Annotated in this window: 19 protein-coding genes; 5 read left to right on the forward strand and 14 right to left on the reverse strand. The window is 73.6% G+C overall.

The window, feature by feature from the left end; all coding sequences use genetic code 11:
* Nucleotides 1-20: 20 nt before the first annotated feature.
* The 3 genes from AB0N84_RS10205 to AB0N84_RS10215 are packed head-to-tail and all read right to left on the reverse strand — an operon-like array spanning nucleotide 21 to nucleotide 1,512.
* A complete protein-coding gene (locus AB0N84_RS10205) occupies nucleotides 21-329 on the reverse strand; it encodes a hypothetical protein (protein ID WP_182045671.1) in 309 nt (102 codons plus the stop codon).
* Entirely contained in the window at nucleotides 326-961 is a 636-nt protein-coding gene (locus AB0N84_RS10210) for a hypothetical protein (protein ID WP_363545815.1), read from the reverse strand. Before AB0N84_RS10210 ends, AB0N84_RS10205 begins: the two co-directional genes overlap by 4 nt.
* A complete protein-coding gene (locus AB0N84_RS10215) occupies nucleotides 958-1,512 on the reverse strand; it encodes a sigma-70 family RNA polymerase sigma factor (RefSeq protein WP_363545817.1) in 555 nt (184 codons plus the stop codon). The genes AB0N84_RS10210 and AB0N84_RS10215 overlap by 4 nt, the downstream gene beginning before the upstream one ends.
* 121 nt (nucleotides 1,513-1,633) lie before the next feature.
* Here AB0N84_RS10215 and AB0N84_RS10220 point away from each other — a divergent pair, with 121 nt between their 5' ends.
* Nucleotides 1,634-2,308, forward strand: a complete 675-nt coding sequence (locus AB0N84_RS10220) for an MOSC domain-containing protein (RefSeq protein ID WP_363545820.1) — start codon at nucleotides 1,634-1,636, stop codon at nucleotides 2,306-2,308.
* Nucleotides 2,309-2,382: 74 nt separating this feature from the next.
* Here the strand turns inward: AB0N84_RS10220 and AB0N84_RS10225 are convergent, their stop codons facing one another.
* Nucleotides 2,383-2,763: an MmcQ/YjbR family DNA-binding protein gene (locus AB0N84_RS10225; RefSeq protein WP_363545822.1), complete on the reverse strand. Its 381-nt coding sequence runs from the start codon at nucleotides 2,761-2,763 to the stop codon at nucleotides 2,383-2,385.
* Nucleotides 2,764-2,892: 129 nt separating this feature from the next.
* Between AB0N84_RS10225 and AB0N84_RS10230 the strand changes: the two genes are divergently transcribed.
* The gene (locus AB0N84_RS10230; protein WP_220456181.1) at nucleotides 2,893-3,195 is read left to right on the forward strand and encodes an excalibur calcium-binding domain-containing protein; all 303 of its coding nucleotides are present in this window, start codon (nucleotides 2,893-2,895) and stop codon (nucleotides 3,193-3,195) included.
* 9 nt (nucleotides 3,196-3,204) lie between these two features.
* Here the strand turns inward: AB0N84_RS10230 and epsC are convergent, their stop codons facing one another.
* From epsC to AB0N84_RS10245, 3 genes are all read right to left on the reverse strand, one after another.
* Nucleotides 3,205-3,789 carry a serine O-acetyltransferase EpsC gene (gene epsC, locus AB0N84_RS10235; protein WP_259346049.1) on the reverse strand — a complete coding sequence of 195 codons (585 nt, stop codon included), beginning with the start codon at nucleotides 3,787-3,789 and terminating at the stop codon, nucleotides 3,205-3,207.
* Complete coding sequence (gene cysK / locus AB0N84_RS10240; RefSeq protein WP_182045665.1) at nucleotides 3,786-4,724, reverse strand: cysteine synthase A; 939 nt, start codon at nucleotides 4,722-4,724, stop codon at nucleotides 3,786-3,788. The genes epsC and cysK overlap by 4 nt, the downstream gene beginning before the upstream one ends.
* Nucleotides 4,725-4,864: 140 nt before the next feature.
* Nucleotides 4,865-5,899 (reverse strand): dipeptidase, encoded by a 1,035-nt coding sequence (locus tag AB0N84_RS10245; protein ID WP_289457237.1) that lies wholly within the window; start codon nucleotides 5,897-5,899, stop codon nucleotides 4,865-4,867.
* A gap of 44 nt (nucleotides 5,900-5,943) precedes the next feature.
* Here AB0N84_RS10245 and AB0N84_RS10250 point away from each other — a divergent pair, with 44 nt between their 5' ends.
* Nucleotides 5,944-6,519 carry a GNAT family protein gene (locus AB0N84_RS10250; protein ID WP_363545827.1) on the forward strand — a complete coding sequence of 192 codons (576 nt, stop codon included), beginning with the start codon at nucleotides 5,944-5,946 and terminating at the stop codon, nucleotides 6,517-6,519.
* Nucleotides 6,516-7,010, forward strand: coding sequence for an SRPBCC family protein (locus AB0N84_RS10255; protein ID WP_289457232.1), 495 nt, complete (start codon nucleotides 6,516-6,518; stop codon nucleotides 7,008-7,010). Before AB0N84_RS10250 ends, AB0N84_RS10255 begins: the two co-directional genes overlap by 4 nt.
* Here the strand turns inward: AB0N84_RS10255 and AB0N84_RS10260 are convergent.
* From AB0N84_RS10260 to AB0N84_RS10285, 6 genes are all read right to left on the reverse strand, one after another.
* Nucleotides 6,977-7,807, reverse strand: coding sequence for an SIS domain-containing protein (locus tag AB0N84_RS10260; RefSeq protein WP_069713379.1), 831 nt, complete (start codon nucleotides 7,805-7,807; stop codon nucleotides 6,977-6,979). The genes AB0N84_RS10255 and AB0N84_RS10260 overlap by 34 nt on opposite strands.
* Nucleotides 7,804-9,102 carry an allantoate amidohydrolase gene (locus tag AB0N84_RS10265; protein ID WP_363545830.1) on the reverse strand — a complete coding sequence of 433 codons (1,299 nt, stop codon included), beginning with the start codon at nucleotides 9,100-9,102 and terminating at the stop codon, nucleotides 7,804-7,806. Before AB0N84_RS10265 ends, AB0N84_RS10260 begins: the two co-directional genes overlap by 4 nt.
* The gene (locus AB0N84_RS10270; protein ID WP_363545833.1) at nucleotides 9,099-10,340 is read right to left on the reverse strand and encodes an alanine--glyoxylate aminotransferase family protein; all 1,242 of its coding nucleotides are present in this window, start codon (nucleotides 10,338-10,340) and stop codon (nucleotides 9,099-9,101) included. Before AB0N84_RS10270 ends, AB0N84_RS10265 begins: the two co-directional genes overlap by 4 nt.
* Entirely contained in the window at nucleotides 10,337-11,740 is a 1,404-nt protein-coding gene (gene allB / locus AB0N84_RS10275) for an allantoinase AllB (protein ID WP_363545836.1), read from the reverse strand. Before allB ends, AB0N84_RS10270 begins: the two co-directional genes overlap by 4 nt.
* Nucleotides 11,737-12,501 carry an aspartate/glutamate racemase family protein gene (locus tag AB0N84_RS10280; protein ID WP_363545839.1) on the reverse strand — a complete coding sequence of 255 codons (765 nt, stop codon included), beginning with the start codon at nucleotides 12,499-12,501 and terminating at the stop codon, nucleotides 11,737-11,739. The genes allB and AB0N84_RS10280 overlap by 4 nt, the downstream gene beginning before the upstream one ends.
* 150 nt (nucleotides 12,502-12,651) lie before the next feature.
* Entirely contained in the window at nucleotides 12,652-14,214 is a 1,563-nt protein-coding gene (locus AB0N84_RS10285) for an NCS1 family nucleobase:cation symporter-1 (protein WP_363545842.1), read from the reverse strand.
* A gap of 245 nt (nucleotides 14,215-14,459) precedes the next feature.
* On the opposite strand from AB0N84_RS10285, the gene AB0N84_RS10290 reads away from it, so the two are divergent.
* A complete protein-coding gene (locus AB0N84_RS10290) occupies nucleotides 14,460-15,014 on the forward strand; it encodes a VOC family protein (protein ID WP_069713383.1) in 555 nt (184 codons plus the stop codon).
* A 101-nt stretch (nucleotides 15,015-15,115) separates the two neighbouring features.
* On the opposite strand, the gene AB0N84_RS10295 is transcribed toward AB0N84_RS10290, so the two are convergent.
* On the reverse strand, nucleotides 15,116-16,381 hold the full coding sequence (locus AB0N84_RS10295) for an MFS transporter (RefSeq protein WP_363545846.1): 1,266 nt from the start codon (nucleotides 16,379-16,381) through the stop codon (nucleotides 15,116-15,118).
* Nucleotides 16,382-16,421: the final 40 nt, after the last annotated feature.

The following is a 16,421-nucleotide window of genomic DNA, read 5'->3' on the forward strand; positions in this document are numbered from 1 at the left end:
TCCGCCGGGGCGTGGGTGGGTCAGCCCACCCGTGCGATGCGGACGTCGACCCGCGCGAGCGCGACGCCGCGAGCGGCGGCGGCCTCCCAGGCCGCCAGGTGCGCCGCGCGCGCCGTCGCGGGTGCGGGCAGCGACCCGTCCGTCCCGATCACGACGCGCAGCACGTCCTCGTCGAGCACCACCCGGGGTCCGGGGGTGCGCGCGGCGAGCCGCTTCGCGGAGTCGATCGCGCTGCCGAGGGTGGGCCGCGCGCGGTAGAGCTCCGCGACGCCGGGCACCGCGAGCACGGCCGCCTCGATCGCCGCGGTCGTGTCGTCGTCCAGGGTCATGCGCGGTCCTCCTCGTCGTCGTGCGGGTCGACCGACCCGGGCTGCGGGGGCAGCAGGTCGCGGACGCGCACGTCGACGGCCGCGAGGACCAGGTCGGTCTGCTCCGCGAGCACCCCGGCGACCGCGGCCCGTACCTGCTCCGCCGCCGGGTGGATCGGCACCCCCGACCGGACCGCGAGCTCGACCAGCACCCGCACGGGCGCGTCGAGCTCCGTCACGTCGCCCTCGAGCGAGCACCGCGCGATGACGACCCCGGGCACGACGTCGCCCGCCGTCCGGACCATCGAGCGGATCGCCCCCTCGGTCATCACCGGCCGCTCGGTCGGCGCGACCGGGCGGAGCGGGACGTCGCGACCGGCGCGGGCCTCGAGCGAGATGTTCGCGAGCACGCCACCGATCCACGACTCGTCCGCCGGTTCCTCGTGGTCCGCGGCGGCGTCGAGGGAGCCCATCGAGGACTGTCGGAGTCGCACCAGCGCGGCGAGGGCGTTCTGGCAGGCGGCCGAGTCGTCGATGCTCGGGTCCGCCGGCTGCATGCCGGCGTCGAGGTAGTCGGCGAGCTCGTCGATCGTGTGGCCGTCGAGGTCCTCGGGCTCGAGGGTGTCGAGGCGCAGGTCGTCGGGTCGGGTCATCGCCAAGCCTCCATGAGACGGATCATGTTCTTCCTCGCGCGCGAGAGCAGTCCGCGCACCGTCGAGACCGGCAGGTCGAGCTCGTCGGCGATGTCCTCGTAGCGGTACTCGAGCACTTCCTTCATCACCCAGCACCGTCGCTGTGCCTCGGGGAGCTCGGCGAGCGCCGTCTCCACGGCCTCCTCACGGGACCGCGCCTCCGCGACCCGGTCCGGAGCACCGTCGTCGGGTGCCGCGACCTCGATCTCGGTGACGTCGTCGTGCACGCGTCGAGCACGGATCCGGTCGAGGCACTTGCGGCTGAGGATGCGCATGAGCCACGCCTTCACACGGGCGCCGTCGTCGAGGGAGTCGAGCCGGTTCCACGCCGTGATGAACGTCTCCTGCACCACGTCGTCGAGCTCGTCCGTCGAGCCGAGCGTGCGGCGGGCGTACGCGCGGAGCAGCGGCGTGTACCGGCGGATGAGGACCTCGAACGCCCGGACGTCGCCGTCCGACGAGCGACCGGCGAGGACGGCGTCGTCGAGGTCTGCGAGGGGCTGGTGGGGCACGGGTACCTTCTACTGGTCACGCCTCGGGGAAGTCTGGGCGTCGGTGTGACGGTCGGACGGGACGGATCGTCACGCGGCACGCCGGTCGCGATCGGGGACCGACATGGGGCAGGGTGGTGCCGTGTCCCTCGTCACCGCCGTCTGCCGCGTCGAGCAGCTCCTCCGCGACTCCGGCACCATCGGCATCACCGCGATCGACAAGCGACCCGTCGACGGCCCCGTCCGGGTGCGCCCGCTCGGCCTGCACGCCGACGTGCAGGCCGACCGGAAGCACCACGGCGGCGAGGACCAGGCCGTGTACGCCTACGCCGACGAGGACGCCGCGTACTTCGCCGAGGTGCTCGACCGCGACGTCCCGCCCGGGCTCTTCGGCGAGAACCTGCGGACGAGCGGCGTCGACGTCACCGGGGCGGTCACCGGCGAACGGTGGCGGATCGGCGAGACCCTCGAGCTCGAGGTCACGATCCCGCGGGTGCCGTGCGGGACCTTCGCGCGGCGGATGCGCATCGACGGGTGGGTCCGCCGGTTCGCCGAGGAGAACCGTCCGGGCGCCTACCTCCGCGTCCTGCGGTCCGGACCGGTTGCCGCCGGCGACCCGGTCGTGGTGACCCACCGGCCGGCGCACGGCGTGACCATCGGCCAGATCTCCGCGGGCCTCACGCCGGAGCAGGCCCGCGCGGTGCTCGACTCCGGGGACGGGCTGGCGCCGAAGGTCGTCCGCGACGTCTCGAAGGTGCTCGCCCGCGGGCGGCTCTCGGGCCCGACCCGGCGCGCGGGGTCGAGCGGACGGGACTAGGGCCCGACCCGACGCGCGGGGTCGAGCGGACGGGACTAGGGCCCGACCCGACGCGCGGGGTCGAGCGGACGGGACTAGGGCCCGACCCGGCGCGCGGGGTCGAGCGGACGGCGGGCGCGCGGCAGCCCCTGCACGACGAGCTCCCAGGAGTTCGCGACGAGGTCCTCCACCATCGCCTCGTCGAGCCCCTCCCCCGGCGCCAGCGTGATCCAGTGCCGCTTGTCCATGTGCCACCCCGGTGTGACCTCGGCGAGGTCGCGGACCAGTGCGGCAGCGTGCGGGGGCGCGCACTTGAGGTTGACGATCGGCACGCCCCGCAGCGTCGTGGTGAGCAGGAACATGCGGCCGACCACCTTGTGCACGACCGAGTCCTCGCCGAACGGCTGCGTCTCCTCGACCGCGGGGAGTGCCAGGGCCGTCCGGATCGCCACCTCGTGCAGTGCTGCGCCGTCCACGACTCCAGCATGCCGCACCGCCCCGCTCGGGGGTATCCGCTGATGAGCCCTGCTCGGCTACGATCGTGCCGCCGCGCACCCGACGCGGCGGTCGCGCGAGCGGCCACCACGTCCCAGGGGGAAGAACCCGTGCAGACCACCCGCACCCTCGGCGCAACCGTCGCCACCGTCGCACTCGCCGCCGCCGTCGTGCTCGGCGGCACCACGGCCGCGTCCGCCGCGCCGAAGACCTACGCGAACTGCGCCGCCGTGCAGAAGGTGTACTCCGGCGGCATCGCGAAGAAATCGGTGACGTACAACACCGTGAAGACCAAGTCCGGCAAGGTCGAGCACCGCGCGCTGAAGGGCACGGTCAAGAAGGACGACGCGCTCTACAACGCGAACAAGTCGATGGACGCCGACAAGGACGGCATCGCCTGCGAGAAGAGCTGACGCACACGGTCAGAGCGTCGGGACACCCTCGTGTCCCGACCTCGGCCGCGCCGTGCCGGCCACCCCGGTGACGACCGACCCCGCGGGGACGTCCTTCGTCACCACCGTGTTCGCACCGACGACGGTGTCCGCCCCCACGGTGATGGCACCGATGAGCGACGACCCCGCTCCGAGCACCACCCGGTCGCCGACGACCGGGTGCCGCCGCCGCCCCGGTCCGTGCTCACCGCCGCGGCCGCCGAGCGTCACGCCGTGGAACACCAGCACGTCGTCGCCGATGACCGCGGTCTCGCCGATCACGACGCCCATGCCGTGGTCGATGAAGAAGCGACGACCGATCCGTGCGCCCGGGTGGATCTCGATCCCGGTCGTGGCGCGCGCGAGCTGCGCCAGGACCCGGGCGGCGAAGCGCGAGCCGGGCAGACCGCGCGCGAGCCAGAGCCGGTGCGTCAGGCGGTGCGTCCAGATCGCGTGCAGGCCGGAGTAGACCACCGCGTTCTCCAGGTCGCCCCGGGCCGCGGGGTCACCGCGGCGTGCTGCGGCCAGGTCCTCCCGGACGGTCCCCAGCACGCCGCGTCGGACGGCACGGCTCACGCAGTGAGTCCCTCGAAGAGCGGCGTGGACAGGTAGCGCTCACCGGTGTCGCAGACGATCGCGACGACGCGCTTGCCAGCGTTCTCCGGGCGGGCGGCGATCTCGACCGCGGCGTGCACGATGGCACCGGACGAGATGCCGGCGAGGATGCCCTCCTCGGTCCCGAGCGCCCGTGCCACGCGCAAGGCGTCGTCGAGCTCGACGTCGAACACCTCGTCGATGACGGACCGGTCGAGGACCTCGGGCACGAAGTTGGCGCCGATCCCCTGGATCTTGTGCGGACCGGCCTTGCCCTCCGACAGCAGCGGCGAGTCCTTCGGCTCGACGGCGACGATCTGCACGCCCGGGACGCGCTCCTTGAGCACCTGGCCGACACCGGTGATGGTGCCGCCCGTGCCGACACCGGCGACGAACACGTCGACGTGCCCCTCGGTGTCGCGGAGGATCTCCTCGGCGGTGGTCCTGCGGTGGATCGCCGCGTTCGCGGCGGTCTCGAACTGGTGCGCGAGGATCGCCCCGGGGGTCTCCTCGACGATCTGCTCCGCACGCGCGACGGCGCCCTTCATCCCCTCGGGACCGGGCGTCAGGACGATCTCGGCGCCGAAGGCACGGATGAGTGCACGACGCTCGACGCTCATGGTCTCCGGCATGGTGATGACGACGCGGTACCCGCGCGCGGCACCGACCAGTGCGAGCGCGATCCCGGTGTTGCCGGACGAGCCCTCGACGATCGTGCCGCCCGGACGGAGCTCCCCGGACTCCTCGGCCGCGTCGATGATCGCGACCCCGAGCCGGTCCTTCACGCTGGACCCCGGGTTGTAGAACTCGAGCTTCGCCAGGACCTCGGCGCCGTCCGGCTGCGGCAGGCGGTTGAGGCGGACGAGCGGGGTGTTGCCGAACGCCTGCGTGATGTCGTCGTAGATGGTGCCGGTCATCCGTCTTCGTCCTCCGGTCGATGGGCGCCACCGACGGTGGTGACGCTGCAGTCCCCCGTGATCCTACCGACGGCGCCCGGTGCTCCCCCGTCGATGACGCCCACTGACGCGCCGGACGTCGACCACGCATCCGGTCCGGGTCAGCGCCCCGCGTTGCGCGCGAACCGCCCGTCCGTCGCCTCGAGCACCCGCAGCACGTTGCCGCCCGCGAGCGCCCGCAGGTCGGCGTCGCCCCACCCGCGCCGCCGCAGCTCCTCGGCGAGCACCGGGTACCGCGACACGTCCCGCAGGTCCGGCGGCAGCACGGGCGTCCCGTCGTAGTCGCCGCCGAGCCCGAGGTGCCCGACGCCGGCGACGTCCCGCGCGTGCTCGACGTGGTCCGCCACGTCCGCGACGGTCACCGGCGGCGGCGTCCCCTCGGAACCCGCCTCCTCCCAGTCCGCCCACGCGCGCGAGACGAACTTCGGGACGAAGGTGATCATCACCACCCCGCCGTTGTCGGCCAGGCGGGCCAGCACGTCGTCGGGGACGTTGCGGGGGTGGTCGTCGATCGCGACCGTCGACGAGTGGCTGAACACGACGGGCTGCGTGGCGACGTCGAGGGTGTCCCGCATCGTGGTGGGTGCGGTGTGGGAGAGGTCGACGAGCATGCCGATCCGCTCCATCTCGGCGACGACCTCGCGCCCGCGGTCGGTCAGTCCGCCGTGCGCCCGGACTCCGGTCGCGGAGTCGGCCCAGGTGGTGTCGTCGTTGTGCGTCAGCGTCATGTAGCGCACGCCGAGCCGGGCGAGCGTGCGGAGCACGGCCAGGTCGTCGCCGATGGAGTGCCCGCCCTCGGCCCCGAGCAGCGAGGCGATGCGTCCGGCAGCGACGGCGGCCCGGAGCTCGGCGGCGGTCCGGACAAAGGTCAGGTCGTCCGGGTACCGCTCGATGATCCGGTGGGCGGTGTCGACCTGCTGCAGCGTCGTCCGCACCGGGTCGGGGTCGTCCGACGGCACGAACACCGACCAGAACTGTCCGACGACGCCACCGGCGCGCAGCTTCGGCAGGTCGGTGTGCAGGGTCCCGTCCTCGGTGTCGATGCCCTCGACGCCGGAGTCGTGGGACTCGCGACGCTCCCACGGCAGGTCGTTGTGGCCGTCGACGACGGGGAAGGCGAGGGAGTCGAACGTCATGCGTCGACGCTACCGCGCCGCCGCCCGCTCGCTAGGCTCGCGCTGTGCACCCCGTGACGCTCCGCACCGACCGGCTCGTGCTGTCCGTCCCGGTCGACGCCGACGCCGACGACGTCGTCGCGTACGCGAACGACCCGGACGTCGTCGCCTTCACCCCGGTGCCGGTGCCGTACGGCCACGCCGAGGCCCGGCACTGGATCCGGGAGGTCGTCGCCGCGGGCTGGCGGGACGGCACCCGCACCGAGTTCGGCCTCCGCCGCGCGGACGACCTGCGGCTGCTCGGCACGGTCGGGTTGTTCGGGATCGCGGACGGTGCGGCCGAGATCGGCTACGCACTCCACCCCGACGGACGCGGGCACGGGTTCGTCGCCGAGGCGGTCGAGCGGGTGCTGCGGTGGGCCTTCGCGGCGTCACCGACCGGTCTCGCGCTCGAGCGGGTGCAGTGGCGGGCCATCGCGACGAACGCCGCCTCCGCCGCCACCGCCCAGCGGGTCGGCCTGCGCTACGAGGGACGCGCACGCTCGGCGGTGCTGCACCGCGGTGTCCGGCAGGACCAACTGCTCGCGGCGGTGCTGCGGGACGACGACCGGTCCGGGCCGCAGGTCTGGCCGACGGCGTGACCGTCGTCTTCCGCCTGGTCACCGAGATCGCGGCGCCGCCCGAGCGGGTCTTCGCGCTCTCGCTCGACGTCGGCGCGCACGAACGCTCGATGGCGGGTACCGATGAACGCGCCGTGGCCGGCACGACGTCCGGCACCATCGGCCTCGGCGAGAGCGTCACGTGGCGCGCACGGCACTTCGGGGTCGTCTGGCGGATGACGAGCCGGATCACCGCCCTGGAGGCGCCGGGTCGCTTCGTCGACGAACAGGTGCGTGGTCCGTTCGCCCGCTTCCGGCACGAGCACCGGTTCGAGCCGTCGGCCGTCGGCACGCGGATGGTGGACGACGTCACCTTCCGCGCACCGCTCGGTCCGCTGGGGTGGCTCGCCGAGCGGCTCGCGCTGGCGCGGTACATGCCGCGGCTCATCGCCGCGCGGAACGCCACGCTCCGCGCGGAGCTCGAGCGCGGGCACGACGGTCAGCGCGCGGCGAGCTCTCCGAGCGAGTCGTAGGCCGCGGCGACCGCGTCGACGCGGGCACGACCGGCGGGACCGGACGCCTCGTACACGTCGTTCGCGATGGCGGCGACGACGGCGAAGAGCGCCGCCATGGAGTCGAACGCCGACGGCGAGTCGACGGGGCAGAGCACCGCGGTCGCAGCGGGGGCGGCGATGACCGCCGCGGTCGGGTCGCCGAGCACGACGACGTCCGCCCCGGTCGCGACGCAGTGCCGCACGAGCCGCTCGGCACCGGCCGCGTGTCGCCGCACCGTGACGAGCACGACGAGGTCGCGGCGGTCGAGGTCGGCGACCTCCTCCCCCAGGCGCTGCCCGGGTGCCGGACCGATCCGGACGTCCGGACGGACCTGCGCGAGCTGGGAGCGGAGCTGCATGGCGACGGGGTGCGCGCCGCGTTCGCCGAACACGAGCACTCGGCGGGCGCGGACGATCCGGCGGGCGAGCCGGACGCGGTCGGCCCGGGCGAGGGAGGCGAACGCGGCGTCGAGGTTGCGCGCCTCGACGGCCCGCTGGTCGACGTGCGCGGCGTCCTCCGCGGCCCAGGGCAACCCGCTGCCCCGAGCGGACATGAGCTCCTGCCGGACCTCGGCGGCGTCCTGGAACCCGAGGGAGCGGACCAGGCGCGAGACCGTCGCCTTCGACGTGCCGGACTCGGCCGCGAGCTCGGCGGACGTGCCGACGAGCAGCAGCTCGGGGTCGTGCCGGACCATCGCGGCGACCCGGCGCTCCGCGGGCGACAGGCGGTCCCAGACGGCGTCGACGCGGGCGCGGACGTCGGGGACGGCGCTCACGCCGGGACCTCCCGACCGTGGGCGACGACGTCGTCGGCGATCCGCTCGACGGCCACGGCGAGCGCGTCGAGGCCGAGGGCGACGTCGTCCTCGGAGACGAACTCGTCCGGGTGGTGGCTGATGCCGTCGGGGTTGCGCAGGAACAGCATCGCGACGTCGGTCACCAGGCCGAGCGACATGGCGTCGTGCCCGGCGCGGGAGAACAGCTCGGCGGGCGCGGTCTCCCCCGTCGAGGCGATGCCCGCACGGATCGCGTCCATCAGCCGGGGTGCGCAGAACACCGCCGGCGCACGGTGCACCTCGGTCGGCGACACGGCCACGCCGCGTCGGGTGGCGATCTCGTCGAACGCCGCCGTGATCGCCTCCCACACCCGGTCGCGGCCCTCGTCGAACTCCCCACGCAGGTCGACGCTGAAGCGGGCGAGCCCCGGCACGACGTTCACGGCCCCGGGTTCGACGGACATCGTGCCGACGGTGCCGACGTGCTGCTCCGCCCGGCAGATGCGCTCGACGGCCAGGGCGGCCTCGGCCGCGGCGAGCAGGGCGTCGTGCCGACGCTCGTAGGGGGTGCCGCCGGCGTGCCGGGCCTCACCGACGGCCTCGACCGTGAAGCGACGGGCGCTCGCGATGCTGGTCACCACGCCGAGGGCCTGACCGGCCTGCTCCAGGTGGGGACCCTGCTCGATGTGCGCCTCGAGGTACCCGACGAGCCGCTCCGGTGCCAGTGCGGCCTCGCCGACACGCTCCGGGTCGAGTCCGAAGTCGGTGAAGGCCTGCCGCAGGGTGGTCCCGTCGCCGTCCTCGAGGTCCCACCACGCCTCGTCCCAGACCCCGGCGACGGCGGAGGACCCGAGCAGGGCCTTGCCGAACCGGGTGCCCTCCTCGTCCGAGAACGCGGTGACCTGCAGGGCGACGGGCAACGGGCCGGCCGCGGTGAGCCGGGCCGCGGTGCGGATCGCCATCAGGACCCCGACGACCCCGTCGTAGCGACCGGCGTCGACGACGGTGTCGAGGTGCGAGCCGAGCAGCAGCACGGGGGCGTCCGGCGTCGCGCCGTCGACGATGCCGTGCAGGTTGCCCGCCGCGTCCTGCCACGTGCGGAGGCCCGCGTCGTGCATCCACTCCGCGACGACCGCGTTCACCCGCGCGTGCTCCGGTGACAGGTAGACGCGGGTGGTGCGGCCGTCGTCCTCGGACACCGCGGCGAGGGCGTCGCACCACCGGACGATCGTCGCGGCGTCGGCGAGGGCACGCGTGCTGGCGGTCGGGACGGGGGTCGGGGTGACCGCGCTCATGCGGGGGCCCCGACCGGCACGGACGCTCCGGCGTGCACGTCGAGCGCCGCGTCGACGCCCGCTCCCTGCGGGACGGCGTGCCCCGCACGCCGGAGGCTGTGCTCGAGCGCGGCGAGCGTCGTCACCACGGCGTCCTTGCGCGCGTTGTACCCCATCGTGCCGATCCGCCAGACGCGGCCGTGCAGCGGGCCGAACGACGTGCCGATCTCGATGCCGTGGTCCTCGAGCATCGCGCCGCGGACCTGGTCGCCGACGACGTCCTCCGGGATCTCCACGGCGACGACGTTGTGCATCTTGTGCCCGACGTCGCCGAAGACCCGCAGACCCAGGGCCTCCACCCCCGCGAGCATCGCGCGACCGGCCGTCGCGTGACGCTCGACGACGGTCTCCCGCCCCTCCTCGAGCAGGATGCGTGCGCACTCGTTGGCGGCGTAGAGCATCGACGCGGCCTCGGTGTGGTGGTTCAGACGCCGCGGTCCCCAGTAGTCGAGGATCATCGCGAGGTCGAGGTAGTTCGACCGGATCGGGTGGTCGGAGACGACGTCGTCGGCCTCGCGGATACCGGCCTCGATGCTCCGACGGCCGTCGAGCACCGCGACCGCGCGCGGCGAGACGGTGATCGGGGCGCTGCCGGACGGACCCCCGAGGCACTTCTGCAGCCCGGCGCTCGCGACGTCGATCCCCCACGCGTCCACCTCGAGCGGGTTGCCGCCGATGCTCGCGGTGGCGTCGGTGTAGAGCAGCGCCCCGTACCGGTCGCAGACCGCGCCGAGCTCGTCGAGCGGCTGGTTCATCGTGGTGGAGGTGTCGCCCTGCACGACCGCCAGGACCTTCGGCCGGACGCGGCGCACGGCGTCCTCGACCACCGACGTCGGGAAGACCTGTCCCCACTCGGTCTCGATCGTGTGCACCTCGGCGCCGGCGCGCCCGGCGATCTCGGCCAGCAGGTGTCCGAAGCGCCCGAACACGGGCACGAGCACGCGGTCCCCGGGTGCCAGGAGGGAGACCAGGGCCGCCTCGATGCCGGCGCGCGAGGTCCCGTCGACCAGGACCGTGGCGTCGTTGCGGGTGCCCAAGACCTGGCGGTACAGCTCCTGCGTCGCGGTCATCGTGGCGGTCATCCACGGGTCGTACTGCCCGACGAGCGGCGTCGAGAGCGCCCGGAGCACCCGGGGGTCGGCGTCGATCGGGCCCGGACCCATGAGGAGTCGGGCGGGCGGGTTCACTGGCTGCGTCATGGTGCCTCCGTTCCGTTCAGGATGGTACCGGAACGATCGTTTCGTACGTGTTGCGTGTCCTGCGGCCGGACGAGCAGGACGCCCTCGACCGCGGTCACCCCCTCGGCGGCCGTCGCGACGAGCCGCCCGTGCAGCCAGGTCTCCACGACCCGACCGAGGGTGTGCAGGCCCGCGAAGGCGGACACCGGGTTGCGGTGTGCGAGGGCGGCGACCTCGACGACGTCCTCGGCCGCGGGGTCGAGGACCGCGAGGTGGGCGACGGCACCCGGCGCGATGCGACCGCGGTCCGTGAGTTCGACGAGCGCCGCCGGTCCGGTCGTGAACCACGGCAGCACGGTCTCGAGCGGGATCCCCCGCCGCACGGCCTCGGTCCACACCGCGCGGAAGCCGACCTGCAGCCCGGCGATCCCACCCCAGGCGAGCCCCCAGTCGTCGGTCTTCAGGTCCGCCGTCGACGGCGAGTGGTCCGAGACGACGCAGTCGATCGTGCCGTCGAGGAGCCCGGCCCAGAGCGCGTCGCGGTTCGCGTCGTCGCGGATCGGCGGACAGCACTTGAACTCGGTGGCGCCGTCCGGGATCGTGCTGGCCTCGAAGGCGAGGTAGTGCGGGCAGGTCTCGACGGTGATCCGCACACCGTCCGCCTTCGCCGCCCGGATCAGCGGCAGGGCGGTGGCGTCGGACAGGTGCAGCACGTGCACGCGCGCACCGGTCTCGCGGGCACCGTCGACGACCCGCGCGATGGCGGACCGCTCGGCGCTGCCCGGACGGGTCGCCAGGAAGTCGGCGTACCGGCCGCCGAGCGCGTCGTGCGGGACGAGCAGGTCCGGGTCCTCGGCGTGCACGATGAGGAGCGCGTCGAGCTCCGCGACCTCGGCGATCGCGGCACGGAGCTGCTCCGGGTCGAGGTGCGGGAACTCGTCGACGCCGCTCGGGGCGGTGAAGCACTTGAACCCGAACACCCCGGCGTCGTGGAGCGGCCCGCGGGTGCCGGCGTTCGCGGGGACCGCGCCACCCCAGAACCCCACGTCGACCGCCACGCGACCCTCGGCGCTCGCCCGCTTGACCGCCAGGGCGTCGACGTCGGTCGTCGCCGGGATCGAGTTGAGCGGCATGTCGACGATCGTCGTGACACCGCCGAGCGCCGCCGCGCGGGTGGCGGACGCGAATCCCTCCCACTCGGTGCGGCCCGGCTCGTTGACGTGGACGTGCGTGTCGACGAGCCCCGGGAGCAGCACGTGCTCGTCGGGCACGGTCCGGTCCTCCGCGGCGTCGACGGCGTCCCCGAACGGCAGCACCGTGTCGACGACCCCGTTCCGGACCACCACCGCAGCCGGGCGGAACGCGCCGCCGACCCAGGCCCGTCGAGCGCGCAGGACGAGGTCGGCCTCGGCGCCGCTCATGCCGACACCCCGCTCAGCACGGCGGTCGGGGCGGCCATGGTGAAGCCCGACAGCACCCCGGTGACCTCCTTCGGCGGTGGCGGGGCGTACTCGCCGCGCTTGCCGGTCGCGAGGCCGAGCCGGACGAGCGACTCGGCGAGCACCGTCGCCGCAGCCACGCCGTCGACCACCGGGGCACCGACCTCCCGGGACACCTCGGCGCAGAGGTCCGCCATGCCGGCGCACCCGAGCACCACCGCGTCCGCACCACCGGCGAGCACCGCGCGGCACTCCTCGACGACGAGCGCCCGCGCGCCCGAGGCGGGGTCGTCGAGCGCCAGCACCGGGACCTCGCACGCGCGGACCTCGGTGACGAGCGGCGCGAACCCGTAGCGCTCGGCGAGCTCCCACGCCCTGCCGGTCGTCCGGGCGAGGGTGGTGACGACCCCGAACCGCCGACCGAGCATGGCCGCGGCGTGGAAGCCGGCCTCCGCGATGCCGATCACGGGACCCGTGGCGAGCTCCCTGGCGGCGTCGAGGCCCGGGTCGCCGAAGCACGCGACGACGAACGCGTCGACGCCGTCCCGTTCCCCGAGTGCCACCTGCTCGAGGAGCCCGGGGACCGCCAGCGCCTCCTCGTAGTGGCTCTCGATCGAGGCCGGTCCGGTGGTGGGCGTCACCGCCTCGATCACGGTCCCGGGCCCGGCGACGGCAGCCGCAGCGCGCCCGATCGCGGCCGTCATGGCGGCGGTGGTGTTGGGGTTGACGACGCGGATGCGCAAGCGGGTCCTCCGGGTGGTGACGAGGGGAAGCGGGGCGTGGAGCTGTGTGGTGACGGGCGGGGCGGAGGCGGGACGGGCCTCCCGGCCGGGACGGGCCGAGACGGGCCGAGCCGGAACGAACCGAGACGGGACGGGCCGGGCCGGGCCGCGCTAGGCGCGCCCCACGGCGGCGCCGTCGTCGACCGTCGGGTCGTCGGCCGCCAGGACCGGCATCCGCGGCGACCGGCGCTCGAGCGCCCAGAACACGACGAGCCCGAGCCCGCAGCCGATGAACCAGCTGTAGTTCGACAGCCACGGCAGGACCCCGGTCGCGGGCGGCAGGACCGCGCTGGCGACGGACACGGCCCCGGCGACCAGCAGGGTCCACATCGCGTTCGGGTTCCATCCTGCGCGGTACCAGTACCGGGCGGTGGGCTCCTTCGAGTACATGTCGTCGACCGCGACCCGCTGCTTCGCGACGAGGTAGTAGCCGGCGATGAGGATGCCGAACAGTGGACCGATCAGCGCGCCGAGGATGCCGAGCGTGTACAGGATCGCCTGGTCGTTGCCGTACCAGTTCCACGGCGTCAGGAGCACCGAGCCGACCGCGGCGATCATGCCGCCCGTGCGCCAGCTGATCTTCCGCGGGGCGACGTTCGAGAAGTCGAACGCGGGGCTGATGAAGTTCGCGACGATGTTGATGCCGACCGTGGCGATCACGAACGTCAGGCCGCCGAGCAGGATCGCGAACGGTGCGTCGATCGCCTGGACCGTCTCGATCGGGTCGGTGATGAGCTTGCCGAACACCGGGACGGTGGCGCTGGCGCAGAGCACCGTGAGGACCGAGAAGAACAGGAAGTTGACCGGTAGGCCCCAGAGGTTGCCGCGCTTGACGGCGGCGAACGACCTGCCGTACCGCGAGAAGTCGCCGAAGTTGAGCATCGGACCGGAGAAGTAGCTGACGACGATCGCGACGGCGGAGAGCATCACCGGGATCGCGGCGCCGAACGACATCGGCGCCCCCGTGTGCAGCGTGAGCGAGATGTTGCCGATGCCGGCCCGGGCGACCAGGTAGACCGCGAGCGCGATCATCACGACGTAGACGGCGGGGCCGGCGAAGTCGATGAAGCGGCGGATCGCCTCCATGCCCATCGAGAAGAGCGCGGCCTGCGCGACCCAGAGGATGCCGTACGAGATCCAGCCGAGCGCCGACAGCCCGAGGAACGCGTGGTCGAGCAGCGCGGCCGAGCCGGGCAGGAACTTGAGGAACACGATGTTCAGCGACTGCGCGGCGAGGAAGGTCTGCACGCCGTACCAGGCCGTCGCGATGAGCCCGCGGATGACGGCGGGGACGTTCGCCCCGATGACGCCGAACACCGCGCGGTTGATGACCGGGTACGGCACACCGGTGCGCTGCGACGGCTTCGCCACGAGGTTCGCGAACACCTGGACGACCAGGATGCCGACGACCAGGGCGACGAGCACCTGCCAGCTGGCGATCCCGAGTGCGAAGAGCGACCCGGCGGTGACGTAGCCGCCGACCGAGTGCACGTCGGACATCCAGAAGGCGAAGATGTTGTAGCTCGTCCAGCGCTGTTCGCGCAGGGGGGCGAGGTCCTCGTTGGTGAGCGACGGGTCGTACCCGGGCTTGACGACGCCGGCACCGGCGGCGGCCGACGACGTCGTGCGGGGGGCGTGGGGCGCAGCGACGGGTGTCGCGATCTCTGTGACCAAGGCGTCCTCCGTGGGAGTGGGCGGCGGGGGTCCCCGCTCCTGGACGACGCTATGGAGGCTCTTCGCGCTGCCCGTTTCCCTCGTGTAACGGTCGTGTGACACGCTCCCCGGCCCGGAACGATCGTTCCGAGCAACCACGGCCGTCACCTGAGCGGCCGCACAGTCCGGTGCGGGATGCCGCAGGGATTGGCGCACCGGTCGACAGGAGCCGTCCGGGGAGCACCACGCGGCACGATCATCGATCCATGACCAGGGGCATCAGGATCGACCACGTCGGCGTCACCGTGCCCGACATCGACGCGGCGACGGCGTTCTTCGCCGCCGCCTTCGACGCCGTCGTGCTCTACGACGTGCGCCGCACCACCGACGTGCCGAACGACACACCGGAGGCGCACCGCTACCTCGGTATCCCGGACACGATGGCGCAGGGCGCCATCCGCATGCTCGCCCTGCCCGAGGGCCCGGGGCTCGAGCTCTTCGAGTACCGCGGCCCCGACCAGCGCGCCGCTGCGCACCCGTCCGACCTCGGCTGGCAGCACCTCGCGCTGTACGTGGACGACCTCGACGAGGCCCTCCTGCGGCTCGAGGCCGCCGGCGCCGTCCGCAACAGCGACCCTCGACCCCTGCGGGGCGAGGAGGCCGGGGAGGGCAACCGCTTCGTCTACACCCGGACGCCGTGGGGGTCGACGCTCGAGCTCGTCACCTACCCGACACCGCAGCCGTACCTGCTGCACGCACCCCGGGCGAAGTGGGCGCCGTGGCCGGACGTGGACCGGCTCCGGCAGCTGGACCCGGCCTGACGGGCCGACCGGCCGGCCGGGAGGCACGGCTCGCGTCCGCCTCGCCGGTCACCGTGTGTGTCCGGTCTCCGTGCGGACCGCCGGTCACCGTGCGTGTCGGGTCACCGATCCGACCGGTCGACGACGTCGTCGTCGCCGGTGGTCCGACGAGGCCGACGACCGTTGCTGTCGACCCGGACCGGCCCTGGGGTGGTCCGCGTGCCCGTCCCCGGAGCGACCTGTGTCGCGAGCGCGATGCCGACGACGCAGAAGAGCAGCGGGAGGACCAGGGCGTGGGTGAGGCCGGTGAGGTGGGAGAGCCAGCCGATGATGGCGGGACCGGCGAGGAGGCCGACGTAGCCGGCGCCGACGACTCGGGACATGACGACGCCCTGGTTCGGCACGCCGAGGTTGCCGGCGGCGGTGAAGAGCTGCGGGACGATGCCGGACAGGCCGAGGCCGAACACGACCCAGCCGGCGAGTGTGAGCGGGTAGGCGGGTGAGAGCACGATGACGGCCATGCCCGCTGCGGCGACGACCGAGCCGGAGCGGACCACGCGCACCGGGCCGAGCCTGTGCGCGATGGGGTCGGCGGCGAACCGACCGATGGTCATCGCGACGGCGAACGCGCCGTAGGCGATGGACCCGGCCGCTTCGGGGACGTCGAGGTCCTGCACGGCCTGGAGCGCTGACCAGTCGTTGGCGGTGCCTTCGGCGAGCATGAGCAGGAACGCGAGCACGGCGAGGGCGATGATGCGTCTGCGGACCGAACGTGGGTCGGTCGTCGCGGCCGGGGTCTCCGCATCGGACAGCACCGGGGTGGGGTCGTCCTGGAGGAGCTTCGGGACGCCGTACAGCGACAAGGCGATCACGACGACGGCGCCGAACCCGAGCGACCAGTGGATCGAGAGGCCGAGGGCCTGGGCGACCGCACCGGCAACGGCGCCGACGGCACCGCCGACCGAGAAGAACGCGTGGAAGCTCGACATGATCGGCCTGCCCCACCGGCGTTCCACGACGACGGCCTGGTCGTTCATCGCGATGTCCATGACCCCGTTGCCGAGCCCGAGGACGAACAGCGCAGCGCCGACACCCCAGGCGTCCTGCGCGAGCCCCGGCAGGTTGACGCCGACCGCGAGGACGACAGCGCCGATGATGGCGGAGCGGCGGCTGCCGATCCTGTCGACCAGTGGTCCGGTGACCTGCATCCCGATCACGGACCCCAGACCGAGCAGCAGGAGCAGCCCGCCGAGGACGGCGTGGGAGACGCCGGTGGACTCCTGGACGGCGGGGATGTTCACGACCCACATCGCGAGCGCGAGCCCGGTGAGGAAGAACAAGCCCATCACGGCCAGACGGGCGCGACGAAGGGTGGACGGAACAGCCATGCGTACGAGCGTACACACTATGCGGACGGTCGTACACTGG

It is taken from the genome of Curtobacterium sp. NPDC089185 (assembly GCF_040685235.1).
GTDB lineage: Bacteria > Actinomycetota > Actinomycetes > Actinomycetales > Microbacteriaceae > Curtobacterium > Curtobacterium citri.